The 17,837-nt window shown below is 72.9% G+C and carries 18 protein-coding genes; 6 read left to right on the plus strand and 12 right to left on the minus strand.

Translation table 11 applies throughout. The features are described 5' to 3' along the window. Positions 1–10: 10 nt before the first annotated feature. Positions 11–640 (minus strand): DUF3000 domain-containing protein, encoded by a 630-nt coding sequence (locus F9278_RS37630; protein ID WP_193242077.1) that lies wholly within the window; start codon positions 638–640, stop codon positions 11–13. A gap of 228 nt (positions 641–868) precedes the next feature. On the opposite strand from F9278_RS37630, the gene hemE reads away from it, so the two are divergent. Further along, on the plus strand, positions 869–1,948 hold the full coding sequence (hemE, locus tag F9278_RS37635) for a uroporphyrinogen decarboxylase (RefSeq protein WP_152172284.1): 1,080 nt from the start codon (positions 869–871) through the stop codon (positions 1,946–1,948). An 11-nt stretch (positions 1,949–1,959) separates the two neighbouring features. On the opposite strand, the gene F9278_RS37640 is transcribed toward hemE, so the two are convergent. Further along, positions 1,960–2,772: a rhomboid family intramembrane serine protease gene (locus tag F9278_RS37640; RefSeq protein WP_152172285.1), complete on the minus strand. Its 813-nt coding sequence runs from the start codon at positions 2,770–2,772 to the stop codon at positions 1,960–1,962. 157 nt (positions 2,773–2,929) lie between these two features. Here F9278_RS37640 and F9278_RS37645 point away from each other — a divergent pair, with 157 nt between their 5' ends. Then, positions 2,930–3,277 carry a hypothetical protein gene (locus F9278_RS37645; RefSeq protein WP_193241818.1) on the plus strand — a complete coding sequence of 116 codons (348 nt, stop codon included), beginning with the start codon at positions 2,930–2,932 and terminating at the stop codon, positions 3,275–3,277. 149 nt (positions 3,278–3,426) lie between these two features. On the opposite strand, the gene F9278_RS37650 is transcribed toward F9278_RS37645, so the two are convergent. Beyond that, entirely contained in the window at positions 3,427–4,830 is a 1,404-nt protein-coding gene (locus F9278_RS37650; protein ID WP_152172286.1) for an FAD-dependent oxidoreductase, read from the minus strand. Positions 4,831–4,868: 38 nt separating this feature from the next. Further along, positions 4,869–5,855, minus strand: coding sequence for a DUF4349 domain-containing protein (locus F9278_RS37655; protein ID WP_152172287.1), 987 nt, complete (start codon positions 5,853–5,855; stop codon positions 4,869–4,871). 210 nt (positions 5,856–6,065) lie between these two features. Here F9278_RS37655 and hemG point away from each other — a divergent pair, with 210 nt between their 5' ends. Both hemG and hemQ read left to right on the plus strand, forming a co-directional pair. Then, positions 6,066–7,532 (plus strand): protoporphyrinogen oxidase, encoded by a 1,467-nt coding sequence (gene hemG, locus F9278_RS37660; RefSeq protein ID WP_152172288.1) that lies wholly within the window; start codon positions 6,066–6,068, stop codon positions 7,530–7,532. Between the two features lie 5 nt (positions 7,533–7,537). Beyond that, positions 7,538–8,269 (plus strand): hydrogen peroxide-dependent heme synthase, encoded by a 732-nt coding sequence (gene hemQ / locus F9278_RS37665; protein ID WP_152172289.1) that lies wholly within the window; start codon positions 7,538–7,540, stop codon positions 8,267–8,269. 5 nt (positions 8,270–8,274) lie between these two features. Here hemQ and F9278_RS37670 read toward each other — a convergent pair whose 3' ends face one another. The 7 genes from F9278_RS37670 to F9278_RS37700 all read right to left on the minus strand — a co-directional run bounded on the left by F9278_RS37670 (position 8,275) and on the right by F9278_RS37700 (position 15,941). After that, on the minus strand, positions 8,275–9,828 hold the full coding sequence (locus F9278_RS37670; RefSeq protein ID WP_152172290.1) for an alpha/beta hydrolase: 1,554 nt from the start codon (positions 9,826–9,828) through the stop codon (positions 8,275–8,277). A gap of 110 nt (positions 9,829–9,938) precedes the next feature. Continuing rightward, positions 9,939–10,706, minus strand: coding sequence for a TIGR04222 domain-containing membrane protein (locus F9278_RS37675; RefSeq protein ID WP_152172291.1), 768 nt, complete (start codon positions 10,704–10,706; stop codon positions 9,939–9,941). A gap of 133 nt (positions 10,707–10,839) precedes the next feature. Next, a complete protein-coding gene (locus F9278_RS37680; RefSeq protein WP_152172292.1) occupies positions 10,840–11,649 on the minus strand; it encodes a DUF4142 domain-containing protein in 810 nt (269 codons plus the stop codon). Positions 11,650–11,899: 250 nt separating this feature from the next. Beyond that, positions 11,900–13,243 (minus strand): DUF692 domain-containing protein, encoded by a 1,344-nt coding sequence (locus tag F9278_RS37685; RefSeq protein ID WP_152174366.1) that lies wholly within the window; start codon positions 13,241–13,243, stop codon positions 11,900–11,902. A gap of 255 nt (positions 13,244–13,498) precedes the next feature. Beyond that, positions 13,499–14,305 (minus strand): DUF4142 domain-containing protein, encoded by an 807-nt coding sequence (locus F9278_RS37690; RefSeq protein WP_152172293.1) that lies wholly within the window; start codon positions 14,303–14,305, stop codon positions 13,499–13,501. A gap of 128 nt (positions 14,306–14,433) precedes the next feature. Continuing rightward, positions 14,434–15,042 carry a DUF4142 domain-containing protein gene (locus F9278_RS37695; protein ID WP_152172294.1) on the minus strand — a complete coding sequence of 203 codons (609 nt, stop codon included), beginning with the start codon at positions 15,040–15,042 and terminating at the stop codon, positions 14,434–14,436. Between the two features lie 143 nt (positions 15,043–15,185). Beyond that, positions 15,186–15,941 carry a peptidyl-tRNA hydrolase gene (locus F9278_RS37700; protein WP_226967122.1) on the minus strand — a complete coding sequence of 252 codons (756 nt, stop codon included), beginning with the start codon at positions 15,939–15,941 and terminating at the stop codon, positions 15,186–15,188. Between the two features lie 70 nt (positions 15,942–16,011). Between F9278_RS37700 and F9278_RS47710 the strand changes: the two genes are divergently transcribed. After that, on the plus strand, positions 16,012–16,932 hold the full coding sequence (locus F9278_RS47710; protein WP_226967123.1) for an ABC transporter ATP-binding protein: 921 nt from the start codon (positions 16,012–16,014) through the stop codon (positions 16,930–16,932). After that, the gene (locus tag F9278_RS47715) at positions 16,932–17,603 is read left to right on the plus strand and encodes an ABC transporter (protein ID WP_226967124.1); all 672 of its coding nucleotides are present in this window, start codon (positions 16,932–16,934) and stop codon (positions 17,601–17,603) included. Before F9278_RS47710 ends, F9278_RS47715 begins: the two co-directional genes overlap by 1 nt. 5 nt (positions 17,604–17,608) lie before the next feature. Here the strand turns inward: F9278_RS47715 and F9278_RS37710 are convergent, their stop codons facing one another. Next, positions 17,609–17,812, minus strand: coding sequence for a hypothetical protein (locus tag F9278_RS37710; protein ID WP_404818977.1), 204 nt, complete (start codon positions 17,810–17,812; stop codon positions 17,609–17,611). Positions 17,813–17,837: the final 25 nt, after the last annotated feature.

Genomic DNA, 17,837 nt, shown 5'->3' on the forward strand with positions numbered 1-17,837 from the left:
GGTCGAGAGGTCAGCGGGACTGCGGCCCCCGCCGCTGCGGCAGCGTCACCACCGCCGCGTCCCCCGGGTCGACCGCCGGGGGCAGCCCGGCGATCTGGGCGAGCAGGTCGCACCACGAGGCGAGGTGGGAGGCGGTGTCCGGGATGCCGCCGAGGACCTCGCGCGGCGTCCACGAGGCCCGGATCTCGATCTGCGAGGCGGCCGGCCGCGTCGCCAGCCCCCCGAAGTAGTGCGAGCTGGCCCGCGTCACCGTCCCGCTCGGCTCGCCGTACGACAGCCCACGGGACTGCAGCGCCCCGGTCAGCCACGACCAGCAGACCTCCGGCAGCAGCGGATCGGCCGCCATCTCGGGCTCCAGCTCCGCCCGGACCAGCGTCACCAGCCGGAACGTGCCCTGCCAGGCGTCGTGCCCGGCCGGGTCGTGCAACAGGACGAGACGGCCGTCGGCCAGATCCTCGTCGCCCTCGACGACGGCCGCCTCCAGGGCGTACGCGTAGGGGGCGAGGCGCTGGGGCGGCCTGGTGGACTCGATCTCGATCTCCGGCCGCAGCCGTGTGGACCGCAGCGCTTCGACGGCGGAGCGGAACGGCAACGGTGCCGCGTCCATCCCATCGCGCTCCCCCTCTTTCGCGTCGTCCATCCCGCCAGCGCCGTCCGACAGTCGTCCCTGAGCCGCAGCCATGCCGGAACATTAAGGGGAACCGGGCCTCGGCGCAGGGCAAGACACCCGTGCGCTGGGTCACTGTCGCATCGCGCTCAGCGAACGGAGGCCGCCACGACGGCCGATGGCGGTGGCCGGAACTGCGGGGGTCCCGGTTGTCCACGGCCCCGGCCCTCACCGTCAAGCGGGCGTGCGAGACTTTGCCTCGTGAGTGCCAACGCCAGCCCCTCGGGCCACCAGCCGACCGCCACCCGCGACACCGTCAAGAACTCGGCCTTTCTGAAGGCGTGCAGGCGTGAGCCCGTGCCGCACACACCGGTCTGGTTCATGCGGCAGGCCGGGCGCTCGCTCCCCGAGTACCTCAAGGTGCGCGAGGGCATCGGCATGCTGGACTCCTGCATGCGGCCCGAGCTGGTCACGGAGATCACCCTCCAGCCGGTCCGCCGGCACCACGTGGACGCGGCGATCTACTTCAGCGACATCGTCGTCCCGCTCAAGGCCATCGGTATCGACCTCGACATCAAGCCCGGTGTCGGACCCGTCGTCGAGAAGCCGATCCGCACCCGCGCCGACCTCGCCCAGCTCCGCGACCTCACCCCCGAGGACGTCTCCTACGTCACCGAGGCGATCAAGCTGCTCACCGCCGAGCTGGGGGAGACCCCTCTCATCGGCTTCGCCGGCGCCCCCTTCACCCTCGCCAGCTATCTCGTCGAGGGCGGCCCGTCCCGCACGTACGAGAACGCCAAGGCGATGATGTACGGCGACCCCGAGCTCTGGGCCGACCTGCTCGACCGTCTCGCCGGGATCACCTCCGCCTTCCTCAAGGTCCAGATCGAGGCCGGCGCCTCCGCCGTCCAGCTCTTCGACTCCTGGGCCGGCGCCCTCGCCCCCGCCGACTACCGCCGCTCGGTGCTCCCCGCCTCCGCGGAGGTCTTCCGCGCCGTCGAGTCCTACGGCGTCCCGCGCATCCACTTCGGCGTCGGCACCGGTGAGTTGCTCGGCCTGATGGGCGAGGTCGGCGCGGATGTCGTCGGCGTCGACTGGCGCGTCCCGCTCGACGAGGCCGCCCGCCGCGTCGGCCCCGGCAAGGCGCTCCAGGGCAACCTCGACCCGACCGTCCTGTTCGCCGGCACCGAGGCCGTCGAGACCAAGACCCGCGAGGTCCTCGACTCGGCCACCGGCCTGGAGGGCCACATCTTCAACCTCGGCCACGGCGTCATGCCCAGCACCGACCCGGACGCCCTGACCCGGCTCGTGGAGTACGTGCACACGCAGACCGCGCGGTAGCCGCTCCCGGGTCACCAGCCGGGCCGCGCCCGTCTGCCGAAGAGCAGGCCGCGCGGCTCGGGCGGGGGCGGGGTGCCGGGGCGCAGGGGCCAGGCGAGGAGCATCCCGGCGACGAAGCCGACGAGATGCGCCGCGTACGCCACCGAGCCGATGTCGTCGGAGACGCCCTCGCCGGAGGAGTAGACGGCCTGGAGCACGAACCAGGAGCCCAGCACCAGCCAGGCGGGCAGTCTCAGCGGCAGGAAGACCAGGAACGGGACGAGCACCCAGACCCGGGCCTTCGGATAGAGCACGAGATACGCGCCGAGGACCCCGGCGATCGCCCCGGACGCGCCGATCAGGGGGGCGCCGGAGTCGGCGTTGAGGAACGCGTAGCCGTACGAGGCCGCGTAGCCGCAGGCGACGTAGAAGAGCGCGAACCGTAGGTGGCCGAGCCGGTCCTCGATGTTGTTGCCGAAGATCAGCAGGAACAGCATGTTGCCCAGCAGGTGCAGCCAGCCGCCGTGCAGGAACAGCGCGGTGAGGACGGACAGCGCGGGCGACTTGTCGTAGCCCGGCGGGCCCAGCGCGCAGCCGCCGGAGCGGGCGAGTTCACCGGTGGGCACCAGCTGCGGCAGCTGATGCCGGATCAACTCCTGCGGTACCGCCGCGTACCGCTCCAGGAACGCCTGGGTGTGGCACAGCCGGGCCAGTTCACTGTCACCCGGCACGGAACCGGCGAGACCCGGCATGAAGACGAAGACGAAGACGCTCGCGGCGATGAGCGCGTATGTCACATAGGGCGTGCGGCCCACGGGGTTCACGTCATGGACGGGGATGACCACACCGGACTTGTGCCCTGGATACGGGGCCGGAATCGGATGCGCCGGGGTCGGTGCGCCCCCGGCGCGCGGGCCGGTGAACGTGCGGGGCGGGTGGTGCGTATGACTTCTCAACCGCGGATCTGCGTGCGGATCTACGTATCTACGTGAGGAACAGGCGATGAACGACCGAGTTGCCCCGGCGATGCACGCCACCCCTGATGGTGAGGCCGAGATCTCGCTGGTGGTGCGGCTGCCCTGGGAAGACGTGGCCGCGCTCGGCCAGGAGGCCGGGCGGCTGGCGGCGCGGATGCAGCGGCCGGTGACCCTGGACGAGGCGGTCAGCCATCGGCTGCGGTCCGCCCGGCCGGCGGCGGCGCACGCGAAGCCGGCCGCGGCGCCGACGGCGCCGCCCGCGGTGACCTCCGCGATGACGTCGGCGGCGTCGGTGTCCTCGTTGCCTTCGCGGCCTCCGGCGGATCAGGCTCGGCAGGCGATCGATCGGATCACCGGTACGTCAGCGGTGTAGCGGGGCGCGCCGTTGGGGGTTCTGTGCGTTGCCGGGTGCGGGTGCGGGTGCGTCGTGGCTGGTCGCGCCCACGCGGCGGAGCCGCATAGCGAAACAGCCCCGCGCCCCTTGAAGGCCTGGGGCGCGGCCCCTGTGGCCAGGCGCCCCCATCAGGCAGTGCCCCTTCTCACCGCCGTCGTCGCCTTTCTCGCCGCTACCAGGATCGGGTCCCAGACCGGGGAGAAGGGTGGGGCGTAGCCGAGGTCGAGGGCGGTCATCTGTTCCACCGTCATGCCCGCGGTGAGGGCCACGGCGGCGATGTCGACGCGTTTGCCCGCGCCCTCGCGGCCGACGATCTGGACGCCGAGGAGGCGGCCGGTGCGGCGTTCGGCGAGCATCTTGACCGTCATCAGGGCGGCGCCGGGGTAGTAACCGGCGCGGCTGGTGGACTCGATGGTGACGGTGACGTACTGGAGGCCCGCGCGGTCGGCGTCCTTCTCGCGCAGGCCGGTGCGCGCGATCTCCAGATCGCAGACCTTGCTGACGGCGGTGCCGACGACACCCGGGAACGTGGCGTAGCCGCCGCCGACGCCCGCGCCGATGATCTGGCCGTGCTTGTTGGCGTGGGTGCCGAGCGGGATGTGGCGGTGGAGGCCCGAGACCAGGTCGAGGACCTCGACGCAGTCGCCGCCGGCCCAGATGTTCTCGTGGCCCCGGACCCGCATGGAGAGGTCGGTCAGCAGACCGCCGTGGTCGCCGAGGGGCAGGCCCGCCGCCCGTGCGAGCGCCGTCTCCGGGCGTACGCCGATGCCCAGGACCACCACGTCCGCCGGGTACTCGGCCTCCTCCGTGACCACCGCGCGGACCCGGCCGTCGGCGCCCACGCGCAGGGCGGTGACCTCGGCGTCGTCGACCATGGTGATGCCCAGGCCCTCCATGGCCTTGTGCACCAGGCGGCCCATGTCCGGGTCCAGCGTGGACATGGGCTCCTTGCCGCGGTTGACGACCGTGACCTCGTACCCCCGGTTGATGAGCGCCTCGGCCATCTCCACCCCGATGTAGCCCGCGCCGACGACCACCGCGCGCCGCCCCTCGGTGGCCGCCAGGGTGTCCAGGAGGGCCTGGCCGTCGTCCAGGGTCTGTACGCCGTGCACGCCGGGGGCGTCCATGCCGGGCAGGTCGGGGCGGATCGGGCGGGCGCCGGTCGCGAGGACGAGCTTGTCGTACGCCGTCCAGGACTCGGCGCCGGAATCGAGGTCCCGCGCGCGGACGCGGGAGCCCCCGACGTCGATCTCCACGACCTCGGTCCGCATCCGCAGGTCGATGTCGCGGGCCCGGTGCTCCTCGGGCGAGCGGGCGATGAGCCGGTCCCGCTCGGGGACGTCGCCGCCCACCCAGTACGGGATGCCGCACGCGGAGTACGAGGTGAAGTGCCCGCGTTCGAACGCCACGATCTCCAACTCGTCGGGCCCCCGCATCCGGCGGGCCTGCGACGCGGCGGACATCCCCGCCGCGTCGCCCCCGACGACCACCAGGCGTTCCCTCGAACGTTCTTCAGCGCGGCTCATGTTCATGGGAACACGCTACGGCGGTCCCGAATCTCAGGCCCGGCTCACTCCTGTTCCTCGCGGTCCGGGGCGGCGGTCGGCAGCGCACCGGAGGTGCCGGCCGGGGCCGCCGCCGGGGCGGGGCGGCGGGCGCGGGTGACGCGGAACCAGACGAACAGGAAGAGGGCCGTGGCGACGGCGAAGGGAAGGACCGCGGCGAGGGCCATGCCCAGCCAGACGAACACGGCGACGAACGCGTTCCAGCCGCCCGCCAGCGCGTCCATGAAGCCGGGCTCGTCGTCCTTCTTCTCGGCCTTCTTCACCGCGGTCTCGGACAGCGACAGCGTGATGGTGGCGAGGCTCGTACGGTCCTTCAGCGACTTCCGCTGGGCGAGCAGCGCCTCCAGGTCGGCCTGACGGGTGCTCAACTCGCCCTCCAGGGTGACCACGTCGCCGAGCTTGGTCGCCCGGTTCATCAACTCGCGGATACGGGCCACGCTCGCCTGCTGCGTCTTGATGCGGCTCTCCACGTCGACGACCTGGTCGGTGACGTCCTCCGCCTTCGTCCTGCGCTCGATCAGCTTCCCGGTGCCCTCCAGTTCGGTGAGGACCTCGTCGTACTTCTCGGTGGGCACGCGCAGGACGACCCGGGTGCGTTCGCGGTCCTTGCCGTCGCGGGTCGTGGACTCGTCGCCGACGAACCCGCCCACGTTCTCGACGGCGGTGCGTGCCTCGTCCAGGGCCTTCGGCACGTCCTTGACCCGCACGGTCAGGGTGGCGGTGCGGATGATGTGGCCGACTGTGAGGTTCGGCGAGGCGTCGTCGGCCTTGCCGTCGCTCGAGCCGCCGCCGGCAGCGCTGTCGCTGTCGAGGGCCCCCTCCTGGGCCGCCTGTTCGTCGACCCTGCTCTGCGACTTCGAGCCATCGCTCAGACTCGCGGCGTCGTCACCTCTGCTGCTGCTGCAGCCGGTGAGCGCCAGGGCGGTGGCCAGGAACAAGGCGGCCAGGGCCCCTGCGGGCCGCCGAGAGCGTCGTACATGTGTGGTGGCCATTGCGGCGTACCCCCCGAGGGTCGTGGCAGGTCTGTCCGCCTGCCTTGCTGACGCTCCTTCGACGCCTGAGGGCACCGGAACGTTGGAGGGAACCGGTCCCGAAGCGGTCACGGTCGGGACTCGACGGGGCCACGCCTCCTCCCCGCGCCGACGCCGGGCCGAGGCCGGGCCGACGGCATCACTGTCAGTGACATCTGAGAGGGTGGAGGCATGAGCGGATCACGTACGGACGTCGGGCGCGACGCCGGGCATGTCGTCGTCATCGGGGCCGGGATCGCGGGGCTGGCCGCCGCGCACGGGCTGCTGGACCGGGGCGCGAGAGTGACCGTCCTGGAGGCCTCGGACCGGGTCGGCGGCAAGCTGCTGCCCGGCGAGATCGCGGGCGCCCGCGTCGACCTCGGCGCCGAGTCGATGCTGGCCCGCCGCCCCGAGGCGGTCGCCCTCGCCCGCGAGGTGGGCCTCGCCGACCGGCTGCAGCCGCCCGCCACCGCCACCGCCTCCCTGTGGACCCGGGGCGCCCTGCGGCCCATGCCCAAGGGCCATGTCATGGGCGTCCCCGGCACCGCGTCCGCGCTCGCCGGGGTCCTCTCCGACGAGGGCCTCGCCCGTATCGAGCGGGACGCCGACCTGCCGCGCACCGAGGTCGGCGACGACGTGGCGGTGGGGGAGTACGTGGCGGCCCGCCTCGGCCGCGAGGTCGTCGACCGGCTGGTGGAACCCCTGCTCGGCGGTGTCTACGCCGGTGACGCGTACCGCATCTCGATGCGCTCGGCCGTCCCGCAGCTCTACCAGGCCGCCCTGACCCACACCTCCCTCACCGAGGCCGTCCGGGGCATCCAGGAGCGCGCCGCCGCCGCCCAGCAGACCGGCCCGGTGTTCATGGGCATCGAGGGCGGCATCGGCCAACTGCCGCTCGCGGTCGCCGAGTCGGTGCGGGCGCGCGGCGCCGAGATCCGCACCCGGACACCCGTCACGGAGCTGCGCCGCGAGGCCGGGGGCGGCTGGCGGGTGGTCACCGGGGACCGTGTCCTGCACGCGGACGCCGTCGTCGTGGCCGTCCCCGCCCCGGTCGCCGCAGGCCTCCTGCGCGCCGAGTCCCCCGAGGCCGCCGCCGAACTGTCCGCCGTCGAGTACGCGTCGATGGCCCTGGTCACCCTCGCCTACCGCCGCGCCGACCTCGCCCTCCCCGAGGGCAGCGGCTTCCTGGTGCCGCCGGTCGACGGCCGCACCATCAAGGCCTCCACCTTCTCCTCCCGGAAATGGGGCTGGATCGCGGAGGAGAACCCGGACCTGCTGGTCCTGCGCACCTCGGTCGGCCGGTACGGCGAGACGGCGATCCTGGAGCACGACGACACCCACCTCGTGGACGTGTCGCGCATCGACCTGCGGGAGGCCACCGGCCTGACCGCCACCCCTCTCGAAACCCGCGTCAGCCGCTGGGACGGCGGCCTCCCGCAGTACCCGGTCGGCCACCACGCGCGCGTGGCCCGCGTCCGCGAACACGTCGGCAAGCTGCCCGGCCTCGCGGTCTGCGGAGCGGCGTACGACGGCGTCGGCATCCCGGCCTGTATCGCGAGCGCCGCCGCCGCCGTCGACCGGATCCACGGCGACCCGCGCGCGGTGCGCGATCTCACCGCCCACCCGGTGCGGAGCCCGCACGGCGGAGCGGGAGAATAGGCACCATGAGCGACGTCGCCCCCACCCCCGAGTCCGGCCGCATCCCGAACAAGGGCAAGCTGGCCAAGGACCTCAACGAGGTCATCCGCTACACGCTGTGGTCCGTCTTCAAGCTGAAGGACGTGCTCCCGGAGGACCGCTCCGGCTTCGCCGACGAGGTCCAGGAGCTGTTCGACCAGCTCGCCGCGAAGGACGTGACCGTGCGCGGCACGTACGACGTGTCGGGCCTGCGCGCCGACGCCGACCTCATGATCTGGTGGCACGCCGAGACCGCCGACCAGCTCCAGGAGGCGTACAACCTCTTCCGCCGCACGCGGCTCGGCCGCGCGCTGGAGCCGGTGTGGTCGAACATGGCGTTGCACCGGCCCGCCGAGTTCAACCGCTCGCACATCCCGGCGTTCCTCGCCGACGAGACGCCCCGCGACTACGTCAGCGTCTACCCCTTCGTACGGTCGTACGACTGGTATCTCCTCCCCGACGAGGACCGCCGCCGGATGCTCGCCGACCACGGCAAGATGGCCCGGGGCTACCCGGACGTCCGCGCCAACACGGTCGCCTCGTTCTCGCTGGGCGACTACGAGTGGCTCCTCGCCTTCGAGGCCGACGAGCTGTACCGCATCGTCGACCTCATGCGCCACCTGCGCGCCTCGGAGGCCCGGATGCACGTCCGCGAGGAGGTCCCGTTCTACACGGGCCGCCGCAAGTCGGTGGCGGACCTGGTGGCGGGCCTCGCCTAGCTCGGCTACCCGCGCCCCTTGCTTCCGAGGGGCGCGGTGTTCGGCTCGGGCCGGGCCGCGCACGCGGCCCTTCGCTCCGGCAGCCGCCCCTCCAACAGGTAGGCCTCCAGGTACCCGTTGACGCACCGGTTGGTCCCACCCGAGACGCCGTGGTTCCCCGCGTCCCGTTCGGTGACCAGCACCGAACCCCACAGCCGCCGGTGCAGCTCGATCGCCCCGTCGTAGGGCGTGGCCGCGTCCCGCTCGGCGGCGAGGATCAGTGTGGGCGGCAGCTCACCGGGACCGGTCCGGACGTCGAGCGGTCGCTGACGCGGCCCGTCCCAGTAGGCGCACGGCAGGTTCGTCCACACGTTGTCCCAGGTCTCGAAGGGCGCGGTGCGCGCGAGCCGGGTGTTGTCGCGGTCCCAGGTCCGCCAACGCGTGGGCCAGGGGCCGTCGTTGCACTCGACGGCCGTGTAGACGGCCTTGGTGTTCTCCTGCTCGACGGCCGCCTCCGGGTACGGCCCGGCGATCTGCACGAGCGGCTCGGGGTCGCCCTTCAGATAGGCGGAGAGCGCGAGGGCCCGCTGCGGCCAGTGGTCGTCGTAGTACGCGGCCTGGAGGAACGCGCCCCGCAGCTGCCCCGGGCCCACCTTTCCGTCGGCGGGCTTCAGGGTCAGCCGGGCCGCCGCCCGTTCGTAGCTCCGCAGCACCTTCTCCGGGGTGTCGCCCAGCCCGTACACCTTGTGGTGCCGGGCGATCCAGGCCCGGAAGTCCGCCCAGCGGCCCTCGAACGCGGCCGACTGGTCGAGGTTGTTGCGGTACCAGATCTGCTCCGGGTCCGGGTTCACCGCCGAGTCGAAGACCATCCGGCGGACGTGCGAGGGGAACAGCGCCGCGTACAGCGCGCCGAAGTACGTGCCGTAGGACGCGCCCATGAACGTCAGCCGCGGTTCGCCGAGCGCGGCCCGCAGGACGTCCAGATCACGGGCGTTGTTGAGGGAGTGGTAGTGCCGCAGCGCGCTCCCGCCGCGCTGCGCGCACCCCCGCGCGTACGCCTTGGCGCGGGCGATCCGCTCCTTCTTGTACGCCTCCGAAGGGTGCGTGGGTGCCGTCGAGGGCCCCCGGTGGAGCTTCTCGGGGTCCTCGCAGGACAGCGGTGCCGAGCGCCCGACGCCGCGCGGGGCGTACCCGACGAGGTCGTACGCGGCGCCGATCCGCTTCCACTCCGGGAGGTGGCCGATGAGCGGATAGAACATGCCGGAGGCCCCGGGGCCGCCCGGATTGAACACGAGCGCCCCCTGCCGGGCGACCTTCCTCCCCTGGGCGTCCTTCCCCTTGGCCCTGATCCGGCTGACGGTCAGGGTGATCCTCCTGCCGTCGGGCCGCGCGTGGTCCAGCGGCACCTCGACGGTCCCGCACCGCACCTCGTCCGGCAGGCCCTCCACCGCCGGGCACTTCCCGAACCGGATGCCCTCGACGGCGGTGGGAGCGGCCGGGGCGGCGGGGGCGGCGGGGGCGGCGGCGAGGCCGCTCAGCAACAGTGCCCCGACAGCCCCGTAAAGAACGGCAGTTCGCATGGCAGTCCCTCAGTCCCTCCGAAGCCCGACAGCGACAAAAGGATGGTTCGTGCGATAAGGGGCAAAAGTAAAGCACCGGCCGCCCGTGTGTTCCGCTGTCGCGCGTTCCGCTACCGCTGCTCGAACGCCGCCCGCAGCTCGGGGGACTCCATCGCCCCCACGCCCCAGACGGCCACGGAGACGAGGTCCGCCACCTCGCCGCCGCCCCGGCCCACCACGGCTCCCAGCACCCGCATGCCCTCCGGCGACGCCCACCGGGTGCCCGGCGGTCCCTCGATCCGGGCGATGACGAGACAGCTGAGGGTCAGCACCAGCGGCAGCGCGAACCACAGCGCGATCAGCAGCCGCTGCTCCTCGAACCCCTGCGAGGGCAGCAGCAGCGCCAGCGCCCCCAGCCCGCACACGCCGAGCGCGGCGCCCCGTACCTGCGTGACCGCGTCGGCCACGCCCGTCCGCGCGGCCTCCGGTACGGCCAGCCCCGCCGCGACGAGCCGGTCGGAGAGGTGCCGTACGGATTCCGCCGCCGCGGCGGACCGTCGTACGGGCGCTATCCGGGACTGTCCACCGGGGCCTATCGCGCCGATGACGGACCGTTCCATCTCGTCCCGCCCGTCCGGGTCCACGACGGTCGCCCAGCCGGTGTGGGCGAGCAGGAGCCTGCGCTGCCGGGCCATGGAGACGAGGGTGAGGTCGGCGACGCGCGCCGGGCCGCCGGACAGGAACGCCGCCTCGTACAGCGTGAGCCGGTGGCAGCGGTGGGCGTGGTCCGCGTGGACGGCGGTGTCGGCCGCCGCCGCGCGCAGCGAGGTCAGGCACAGTCGGGCACAGGACACGCCGGCGGCGGCCCAGGCCAGGAGGAGGAAGAGGACCCAGAGCATGGCGTGTTTCTATGCGCCTGCCGGGGCCGGTGGCGGCCGATGTCCGTAATCCGGAGGGAAGCTGCCCGGTCTCGCCCGTTTGCCCACTGTTGCGGGCCGCAATTGCCAGGCCCCGGGAGCGAGGGGACAGTGGCTAACCGCCGTCCTCCGCCGGTCCGTTGGCCGCCGGTGGCAGGGTGTAGCGCTCCGACGGCTCGGCCCGTGGCGGGGTCTCGGTGGCCGGGAGCGGGGTCGGGGTCACCGGGATCGGGGGGCCGGGGTCGTTCAACGGGACGGGTGGGGCCGGGGAGTTGGTGAGGGGCGGGGCGCTCGCGGAGACGGTGTCGCGGGCGATCGCGTCGTAGTCGACGAGCCCGGTGGCCTCCAGGACCTTGATGTGGTCCAGGACGGTGGTGTTGGCGTCGTCGGCGAGATCGCGGACCAGCGAGTTGCGGGTGGTCGCGCGGACCTGGGCGACGACGGAGAAGACCTTGCCGTGCGCCAGGCGCAGGATGTTGGCGAACTCGCGGTCGTACTCCTGGCCCTGGGCCGCCGTCAGCGTGTTCAGCCACGCCTTCTGCTGGTCGTTCGGCTGGTTGGGCAGGGGCAGGCCGAGGCGCGCGGCGACATCGCGGACCCGGGCGTCGAGGAAGGTGTGCCCCTCGATGAGATGTTCACCGGCGACCCGTACGGCCTCGGTGGTGCCCTTGGTCTCGGCCTGCTGTCCGGCGGGCAGTTCCCACAGCCCCGCCAGCCTGACCTTGGTGATGAAGTCCCGGTCCAGGGCCGACAGCGCGCCGTACCGCGTCGTCACGGTGGTCGCGTTGAGCACGCTCGCCCCGGTGCCGGAGCGGTCCGCGTACGACCAGACCGGGAAGACCAGCGCGATGAGCGTCGCCGTCAGTCCGGCGACGATGAGTCCTGTGCCACTGAAGAATCCCCCTCTGGCCCTGGTGGTTCGCATGGTGCCTCCTGCTCGCGGCACCGCACGCTAATGCGCTACGGGTGCTGATCGGCCTACCGACTGGCATGTTACTGCCCGGTCTACGTCAACTGCCGTATGCGGAGGAACGGTTGAGGAGGGGACAAAGCACGCCGGACGGGGGACGTGGAGTGGTGGATGAATCATGTGTAAACGTGGCAGAAACGACGGCAAACCCGTGTGGGGGGCACGGGTTTGTTAATCGCGGCACATCTGGGCGTGAACCCCCGGCTCAACGGCGTAGCAGCACCCTGCGGGTCGCTCGGGCCAGTCGGGCCGTCGGGCGCTGCGAGAGCGGCGCGGGTCCCGAGCGCTCCAGCCACCACCGGCGCACCGCGCGGAGCGTGTCCGCGTCGTCCGGGCGGCCGGTGAGCAGCACGTGCTCGGCGAAGGAGAGCGCGTCCCGCCGGTAGCCGTCGGTCATCGGGTGACCCTGCGCGTACGCCACGAACGTCGGCCGGTACGACGATCCGAGGATCTCCGGCAGCTCCGGTGCGACCTTCCCGACGACGTCCGCCCGCTTGGCCGCCAGCGCCCGCGCCTGTACGCCGAGCCGCACCCGGTCGAAGCCCTCGGGCACCGGTGTCCCCGCGACCAGCGCGGACAGCAGGGCCGCCTGCGCGAGCGCGAGCCGCTGCCGGGCGACGGGCTCGGCCACCTCGGCCGTCCCGGCGGCCTCGGACTCCTCTGCCTCCTCGGCCCGCGGCTCGGCGGTGGGCGCCGTCGCTCCCGTGCCGCGCGCCTCGGCCTTCTCCAGGACCTCCCGGATCGCCGTCAGCTCCCCCTCCAGCTCACCCGGCTCGGGGAAGTCGTCGTCGCGCTCCAGCAGGACGCCCGGCGGGGTCACCCGGGAGGCCAGGTCGGCGAGGACGTCCAGGACCTGCCGGGGGACGGGGTGGGCGTGGCTGTCGTGCCAGACCCCGTCCCGCTCGAAGCCGCCCGCGACATGGACGTACGCGATGGCCTCGACCGGCAGCTCGTCGAGCGCCTTCGCGGGGTCCTCGCCCCGGTTGACGTGGTTGGTGTGCAGGTTCGCCACGTCGATGAGGAGCCGGACACCGGTGCGGTCCACGAGGTCGTAGAGGAACTGCCCCTCGGTCATCTCCTCGCCCGGCCAGTTGATCAGGGCGGCGATGTTCTCCAGCGCGAGCGGCACGGGCAGCGCGTCCTGGGCGATACGGACGTTCTCGCACAGCACGTCCAGGGCGTCCCGGGTGCGCGGCACCGGCAGCAGGTGCCCGGCCTCCAGCAGCGGCGACGCGGTGAGCGCGCCCCCGGCCCGGACGAACGCGATGTGCTCGGTGACCAGGGGGGCGCCCAGGGCCTCCGCGCGCTCCGCGAGGGAGCGCAGGCGCTGCTCGTCGGGGCGGTCGGCGCCGCCGAGACCGAGGGAGACCCCGTGCGGGACCACCGTGACACCGCGCTCCCGCAGCCGCAGCAACGATGCGTCGATGTGCCCGGGACAGACGTTCTCGGCGACGACCTCGACCCAGTCGACACCGCCCGCCGCCCCGGCCATGCGCTCGACGGCGTCGGCGATCTCCGGCCGCCAGCCGATGCCCGTCCCCAACGTCACCGACGTCCCCGCTGTCCTCGGCGTCCCCGCTGTCCCCGCTGTCCCCGCTGTCCTCACCTGTGCGATCTGCTCCATCGTCCCGTCCCCTCCTCGGTCACGTCGGCCACGGTCTCACCAGGACCCTGTGTGTCTCCTTACGGCGGACGTGTGTTCCGGCGTGACGGAGTCATGGCCCCGGCTGCCGGGGCCGAACCCCGTGGAGGTGACCTTCAGAGCAACATTTGAGCTTTCCGTCCGGGCCCGCGAGCCCGGCCGCTACTGGACCTGCGCCGTGCCCTGGTCCTTGTTGATCTCCTCCGGGTCCGGACGGCCGGTGGGGACCGGACGGGTCTCGAAGGGCGACGGGGTCGACTTCACGTCCGGGTTGGTGGACGGCACGGCGGGCGGCGCGGCCGGCGGCACCTGACCCGGGACGGGCGCCGGCGGGCCGGTCGGGCTGGCGGTACCGCTGACCGAGTTGTCGGCGATCGTCGCGAAGTCGACCTCGCCGGTCTTCTCCAGGATCGTGATGTGGTCCAGCACGGTCTGGTTGGCGTCGGAGGCCAGCTGACGGATCAGCGTGTTGCGGGTGGAGTTCCGCACCGAGGCGATCGCCGGGAAGATCTTGCCGTGCGCGGCCCGCAGCAGGTTCGCCCAGGTCTTGTTGTACTCGGCCTCGGTCTTCGAGGCGGTCATCTGGTCCAGCCAGCCCTGCTGCTCGGCCGTCGGCTGGTTGGGCAGCTCGACGCCCAGCTTCGCCGCGATGACCCGCGACCGCTTGTCGAGGTCGGTGTGGCCCACGATCAGGTGGTCGGCGGCCTCTCTGACGGACGCGCTGCCGCTGCGCTCCAGCGCCTGCTGCCCGGCGGGCAGCTCCCACAGTCCCGCCAGCCGCACACGGATGAGCAGGTCGCGGTCGCCGGGGGTGAGCGGCCCCCACTGCGTGGTCACCGTGTCACCGGTGAGCGCCGCCGCTGCCGTGGCGTTGCGGTTGGGGTACGAGTAGAAGATCGGGTAGGCGACCGCGGTGAGTGTGCCGGCGATCGCCAGGGCGACGAGGACAGAGCCCTTCGAGCGTCGCAAATGAGCCTCCCGGAGGAAACCAACTGAGCGTTGGGGACGGAACTTTGCTGGAGTGCGGGTGGTGACCGCTGGGTGTGACCGGCGCCGGGCGCCGCTCGGGACCGGAGCCGCGCCGAGGCCGGACCGCGTCAGATCGTGCCGTTGGCGATCGCGTCGAAGTCGACCTGTCCGGTCTTCTCCAGCACCGTGATGTGGTCGAGCACGGTCTGGTTGGTGTCCGAGGCCAGCTGGCGCACCAGGGTGTTCTCGGTCATGTTCCGTACCTGCCCGATGGCCGGGAAGATCTTCCCGTGCGCGGAGCGCAGCAGGTTGGCCCACACCCGGTCGAACTGCTCGTCCGTCGCGTTGTCCATCTGCGCGAGGAAGCCCTGCTGCTGTTCGTTCGGCACGTTCGGCAGCTCGACACCCATCTGGGACGCCACGGCCCGCACCCGCTCGTCGAGGTCCTTGTGGCCCACGATCAGGTGGTCGGCGGCCTCCCTGACCTCCGGGCTCTTCGACCGCGCCATCGCCTTCTCGGCGGCGGGCAGTTCCCAGAGTCCGGCCAGCCGGACACGGATGATGAGGTCCCGGTCGGAGGCGGTCAGCGGCCCCCACTGGGTGTTCACCGTGCTGGCGGCCATGTTCGCCTGGGCGGTGCCCGAACGATCGGCGTAGGACCACATCGGGAACGCCAGTGCGCCGACGGTGACGACGAGAGCCAGGCTGGCGTAGACCGAGCCGTTGAGACGAGGCAAAGTGATCCTCCCGGATGATGCCAACTGGTCGTTGGGGCAGTTACTTGGCCAGTACCGGGAAGTACGCGCGGGGCGGCGGAGTTGTTCAACAGGCTTTGAGCGAGCTGAGAACTACGAGATCAGGGGTGCCCGCGGGCCCGCTGTCAGCCGAACAGGGGCCGGTGGTCGGCGATCACCGTGCTGGAGCCCGGGGCGATCTCCGTGAAGCCCGCGTCGCGGACGACGGGGAGACCGGCCGTGGTGAGAGTGCGCCAGTGGGCGGGGGCGGCGGTGCGGACGGCGAGCGGGAAACCCGCGTCCCGCCAGGCCGCGCGGGCCGTGTCGTCGAGATCCCACCAGGCGAGCTGGGCGCCGTGACCGGCCTGGGCCATCGCCTTGCCGGCCGACATGGCGACCTCGGGGTTCAGCCAGAGCACCGGGGCGGCCGGGTCGGGACCGGCCGGCGGCTCCGGGTCGTCGAGGTCCGTGCCGGAGACCTGGAGCCGGGCCAGATCCTTGGGCCAGCCGTCGAGGGGGACCGGCGGGAAGACCCGCACCTCGGCCGACTTGCCCGCCACGGTGATCCCGGGCAGCGCCTCGGCCCGCCGCCACTCCGCACCACGCGCCCGCCGCACCACCTTGCGGATCCGGGCGTCCTGCCAGCTCCGCATCGCCTCGGCCCACTCTCCCCCACCGCCCAGCGACCGGGCGTCGCTCAGCATCACCAGTACGGCGCGCGCCGCTGTCTCCAGCGCGTCCGTACGCGCCGGGGGAGCGGCCCGCTCGATCCGCGCGACCAGCGGCAGCACGTACTGCGGCGCCTCGTCGCGCGCGGTCCGCTCGTCCCGGAACGGGCTGTCCTGGGCCTGCGTGGGCCCAGACGCGGGAGTGGGGTCGGGGGCCGGGTCGTTCGTGGTCACGCGCCCAGTCTGCCAGGCGGAAGACGCGTTTCCCGGACACGTACTCGTCCGTCTGTACGAGGATGGGGGCATGGAACGTGAGTTACTGCTGAGGCTGGAGGGTGTCGGCCGCCGCTACGGCTTCCGTGGCGACTGGGTGCTGCGGGACGTGGACCTGGAGATCGCCCCCTCCACGCTGACCCGGGTGGAGGGCGCCAACGGAACCGGCAAGTCGATGCTGCTCCGCGTCCTCGCCGGGCTCGACGCGCCCACCGAGGGCCGGGCCACGGGCCGCCCGCGCACGGCGTACGTCCCCGAACGCTTCCCCGCCGCGCTGCCGTTCACCGCCGCCGAGTACCTCACCCACCTCGGCGCCGTCCACGGTCTGGACCGCCCGGCCGCCGCCCGCGCCGCCGCCGAGTGGCTGGAGCGCTTCGGGGCCGCCGAGTACGCCCGTACGCCCATGGGGGAGCTGTCCAAGGGCAGCAGCCAGAAGGTCGCCGTCGCGCAAGCCCTGCTCGCCGCACCGGAGTTGCTCGTCCTCGACGAGGCGTGGACCGGCCTGGACGCCGACGCGCGCGAGGAGTTGGAGCGCGCGGTGGTGGAGCGGACGGCGGCGGGGGCGGCCGTGGTGTTCGTGGACCACGACCCCCGGCGGTTGGCGGGGGCACCGGACGCGACGTACGCGGTGGTCGGGGGAGCGCTCGAACTCCGGCCGGGAAAGGGGGACTTCCCGGTCTCCGTCGTGGTCGAGGTGCGCGCGCCGTCGGGTGCGGATGTGCCGGAGGACGTAAGGAAGTCGGCGACGCTGATGCAGGAAATGGCGTCCGGCACGCACCGGTTCACCGTCCCGCAGGGCGAATCCGACGAGCTGCTCAGGGCGTTGCTGACCGCCCGGCCGCCGTGGCACGTGGTGAGCGTGACCCCGGCACCGGCGGCGCTCCCCGCCCCCGCCCCCGATCCCGATCCCGAACCTGCGCCTGCGCCTGCCCCCGAACTGGAAAGCTCCTGATGACCGCCCTCCTCCGTTACCAGGCAGCTCTTCTCGTCCGCTCCCAGCGCTGGCTGCCGCCCGTCATCCTGTACGCGGCGTTCCTCGGCATCGGTGTGCAGAAGGGGCAGCCGGTGCTCGACTCGCTCGGGTACACGGCCGCCGCGCTGCTGCCCGTGTCCGCGTGGCTGATGCGGATCTGTGTCACCAACGAACCGCCTGCGGCCCGCAGTTGTACGGGTGCGGCGGCCGGTCCCGGCCGGGCGCATCTGGCCTGTGTCCTGGTCGCCTTCTCGGCGGCGGCGCTGCTCGGTACGGCGGCCACGGTCCTCGTCACGATCATCAGCGCGCCCACGAGCACGGACCACCAGACCCGGGTCGAGTCGCTCCCGGCGGGCGGCGCCGGCCTGCTGGCCGCGCTCGTCTGCGCCCTCCTCGGCACGGCCGTCGGCGCGCTCACGAACCGGCCGCTGCTGCGGTCGCGGGGCCGGGCCGTCCCCGCGCTCCTGCTGGGCGCGCTGCTGGCCCTGGTGGTGGCGGGCTCCCCGGCACGGGCGGCGGTCACGGCCCTGGTCGACGGCTCGCGGCACGCGACGATCCCGGTGCCCGTCCTGCCCCTGCTCGCGGCAGGGGTCCTCGCGGCGGCGGCCACCGCGGTGGCCTGCGCCCTGACCACCCGCCGCGCGGCCTGAGCGGTTCAGCCGGAGCAGGCGGTCCGCTCGGCCTCCCGCCACTCGCACACCGGACACAGGGTGATCCCCTTGTGGGACTCCGGGTACTCGGTGGGCTTCCGGCACAGCACGCACTCGGCGAAGCGCGGGCCGTCGTCCGTGACAGGGGTGGCCGGGGCGGCCGTCTGTTCGGTGCCGCAGTAGTCGCTCATGTCGCTCGTGTCGCTCATATGTCCAGCGTAGAGCGACGCGGGC

The sequence above is a fragment of the Streptomyces phaeolivaceus genome, from assembly GCF_009184865.1.
Lineage (GTDB): Bacteria > Actinomycetota > Actinomycetes > Streptomycetales > Streptomycetaceae > Streptomyces > Streptomyces phaeolivaceus.

What these genes read in the sequence shown, in the direction of transcription:
- F9278_RS37630 (WP_193242077.1), bottom strand. Translation starts at nt 640, where the DNA reads ATGGACGACGCGAAAGAGGGGGAGCGCGATGGGATGGACGCGGCACCG.
- F9278_RS37645 (WP_193241818.1), top strand. Translation starts at nt 2,930, where the DNA reads ATGAACGACCGAGTTGCCCCGGCGATGCACGCCACCCCTGATGGTGAG.
- F9278_RS37650 (WP_152172286.1), bottom strand. Translation starts at nt 4,830, where the DNA reads ATGAACATGAGCCGCGCTGAAGAACGTTCGAGGGAACGCCTGGTGGTC.
- F9278_RS37655 (WP_152172287.1), bottom strand. Translation starts at nt 5,855, where the DNA reads ATGGCCACCACACATGTACGACGCTCTCGGCGGCCCGCAGGGGCCCTG.
- hemG (WP_152172288.1), top strand. Translation starts at nt 6,066, where the DNA reads ATGAGCGGATCACGTACGGACGTCGGGCGCGACGCCGGGCATGTCGTC.
- hemQ (WP_152172289.1), top strand. Translation starts at nt 7,538, where the DNA reads ATGAGCGACGTCGCCCCCACCCCCGAGTCCGGCCGCATCCCGAACAAG.
- F9278_RS37670 (WP_152172290.1), bottom strand. Translation starts at nt 9,828, where the DNA reads ATGCGAACTGCCGTTCTTTACGGGGCTGTCGGGGCACTGTTGCTGAGC.
- F9278_RS37675 (WP_152172291.1), bottom strand. Translation starts at nt 10,706, where the DNA reads ATGCTCTGGGTCCTCTTCCTCCTCCTGGCCTGGGCCGCCGCCGGCGTG.
- F9278_RS37680 (WP_152172292.1), bottom strand. Translation starts at nt 11,649, where the DNA reads ATGCGAACCACCAGGGCCAGAGGGGGATTCTTCAGTGGCACAGGACTC.
- F9278_RS47710 (WP_226967123.1), top strand. Translation starts at nt 16,012, where the DNA reads ATGGAACGTGAGTTACTGCTGAGGCTGGAGGGTGTCGGCCGCCGCTAC.
- F9278_RS47715 (WP_226967124.1), top strand. Translation starts at nt 16,932, where the DNA reads ATGACCGCCCTCCTCCGTTACCAGGCAGCTCTTCTCGTCCGCTCCCAG.
- F9278_RS37710 (WP_404818977.1), bottom strand. Translation starts at nt 17,812, where the DNA reads ATGAGCGACACGAGCGACATGAGCGACTACTGCGGCACCGAACAGACG.